The 2,651-nt window shown below is 65.7% G+C and carries 2 protein-coding genes; one reads left to right on the plus strand and one right to left on the minus strand.

Annotated elements, in window-relative coordinates:
- The first annotated feature begins 241 nt into the window (after positions 1-241).
- Positions 242-1,495, plus strand: a complete 1,254-nt coding sequence (locus tag ACYVDE_RS19750; RefSeq protein ID WP_460503253.1) for a retropepsin-like aspartic protease — start codon at positions 242-244, stop codon at positions 1,493-1,495.
- 20 nt (positions 1,496-1,515) lie between these two features.
- Here ACYVDE_RS19750 and ACYVDE_RS19755 read toward each other — a convergent pair.
- On the minus strand, positions 1,516-2,651 hold a 1,136-nt coding region (locus ACYVDE_RS19755), incomplete at its 5' end, for a lamin tail domain-containing protein (RefSeq protein WP_460503254.1).

The following is a 2,651-nucleotide window of genomic DNA, read 5'->3' on the forward strand; positions in this document are numbered from 1 at the left end:
AGGGCCTTGCGCGGGCTGAGGCCGGCGGCCACGTCCTGCGGGCGCGGGCCGAAGCCGGCGCGCCAGTAGAGGTGTTGCAGTTGCTGGTTGCTGTTCATAGCTTTAAGACGTGTGCCGACGGGCGAGGTTTAATGCGCAGCGGGACGAAACCGGCGCAACCCGGCTCGCGGCAAGCTGGTCATTGGCGCGCTTCGGTGCTGGCCGGGTCTTCGCAACTTCCTTTCCACTTCCAGTATTTTTCATGAAAAAGCTTCTGCTGGCCGTCTTATTTTACCTGAGCGGCCTGGTAGCTACCCGGGCGCAGGAGGCTACCGGCGTGGCCCCGCTCGACCAGTTGGTGGCGGCCATTAACGCTAAGTCGGTCGAGCCTCTGCAGCCTTTTCTCACGCCCGATACCCGCCTCGGCAGCCTGCCGCCGGCCTACACGGGGCGGGTACTGGCCCAGCTTGTGCCGCAGTTCGGACCCATCGAGGGCTTTCGGGTGGTGCGGAAAGTGGCTGAAGGAGCTAACACGCGCTACGTGTGCGCCATTGCCCGCAAGGGCGCCGAAAAGGAATACGACTTTCTGCTGACGCCCGCCGGCACGTTCGCCGAGCTGAACCTGGCCCAGGCCAGCGTGAAGAAAATTGATACTGCCTTCAAGCCCGAAGACCTGACCACGCCCGCCAGCCTCGATGTGCCGGTGCGCCTCCGCAACAACCTGCTGCTGGTGGAAGCCGAAGTGGACGGCCGCCGCGGCTGGCTGTTTCTGGATACCGGCGCGCCCGCCCTGATGCTGAACAAAAAGCTGTTTCCGCCCGCCCCCACCGAAAGCACGCTGGCCGTGAGCGGGGCCAAGGGCGTGAACGGGGCCGTGGCCGGCATGTCGTACCACCTCACCAAAACTTTCGACTGGGCCGGCATTCGCTTCGAAAATAAGGAAGTGGCCACCCTCGACCTCGCCAGCCTGGAGCAACAAACCGGCACCGAGTTGTTGGGCATTATTGGCTACAACCTGCTGAGCCAGTACGCCCTCACGCTCGACTACCGCGACCAAAAGGTGCTGCTGCGCAAGCCCGGCACCGCCGCCGCGCTACCTGCACCGCTGCTACGCGTACCCTTTGTGCTGCGCGGCCACCTGCCCGTGGTGGCGGCCGCCGCCAACGGCCAAACCCTGCAATTGGGCATCGATTGCGGGGCGCAAAACAACCTGCTCGACCTGCCGCTTGAGCCCGTATTTGCCAGCGAGCTGCACAAGGTGGCCAAGAGCAACCTGCGCGGCGGTGACGGCGCCCAGCGCACCGTGACGAGCGGCCAGCTGCCCGAAATCCGGCTGGCCTCGGGCGACCAGGCATTGGTGTTTCGCCGCCAGCAAACTGTGTTTTCCGACATCTCCCAGTTCAACCAGAACCCCGACAAAATGCCCTTGCAGGGCCTGCTGGGCTACCCCATGCTCAGCCAGTACCGCACCACCATCGACTACGTGAACAAGCAGCTGGAATTCCGGAAGTGGTAGGGCAGCGCGGCATCAAGTAGTTAGAACCGTGCGCCCAGCACCACGGTCTTCTTGTACTCGCGCCGCTCGCCGCCACTGGGCCGGAACAGCTCGACCAGCAGAATGTAATAGCCCACGGCGGCCTTGTGGCCCCGGTCGTCGATGCCATCCCACTGCACGAAGCCGGTGGTGGGCAGGGTTTCGTTGCGCACGAGGTGGCGCGTGAGGCGGCCCAGGGCGTCGTACACCGTGATGGTGGCCGCGTAGCCGGTGGCGTCGAGGTGGTAGTTGAGGGTGGCGAAATCCTGCTGGCCATCGTCGTCGGGCGTGAAGACTTCGGGCACGATGGTCAGCTCCTGGTCGCCGCCCACCGCGTCCTGCGCCTGCGAGTTGGGGCGGCCGGGCGTAGCGTAGCCCACCGCGCCGGCCGCCGAGTGGAAGTTGCTGCCCAGGCTGGGCCCGTTGGTGCGAATGCGCTCCAGCGACACGCCTTCCTGCGTGCTCAGCAAGCTCAGGTGCAGGTCTTTGCTGTACACGAGCCGGTCAATTTCCGAGCCTTTGCTGTCGAAAAGCAGGGCCGTGCCGGCATCGGGGAAGGTAGGCAGGCTGCTGAGCTGCACCAGATTGGCCGGGTCGCTGCTGGTCGGGTACTGCGATACGAGCGTAGCCGTGTTGCTGCTGAAGGCCAGCAGCTGGCCCGGGGCCAGCACCAGCGGCCCGCTGGCCAGAATGGCCACGTCCACGCTGCCGTCGGGCTTGAGATTGCCAAGCTGCCAGCCCTGCAGGTCGATGAACTTGGTGCTGCGGTTGATGAGCTCGACGAAGCGTACGCCACCGGTGCGCGGGTTGAACAGGATTTCATTTATCACCACATCACCGCTCACAGCCGGTTCGGGCAGGGCAAACGTGGCCGATTGCAGCGGCCCGCTGGCGTTGCCGGCGCAGTCGGTAGCCGTTTGCACGGCCAAAGTAGCCGGGCGGCTGGCGCTCAGGGCCGCGCCCAGCGTGAGGTCGACCTGCCGGAAATCGGGTCCCACGGGGGCTGCGGCCGCTACGGCCACGGTAGGCGACAGGGCGTAGCGGCCCAGGTTGGCCATGGCGGCGCTGTCGAGCTTCTCCGAAAAGTAGGCGCGCACGGTGGTGGCATTCAGGGCCACGGCGCGGAGCAGGGTGGGGG

It is taken from the genome of Hymenobacter agri (assembly GCF_054778495.1).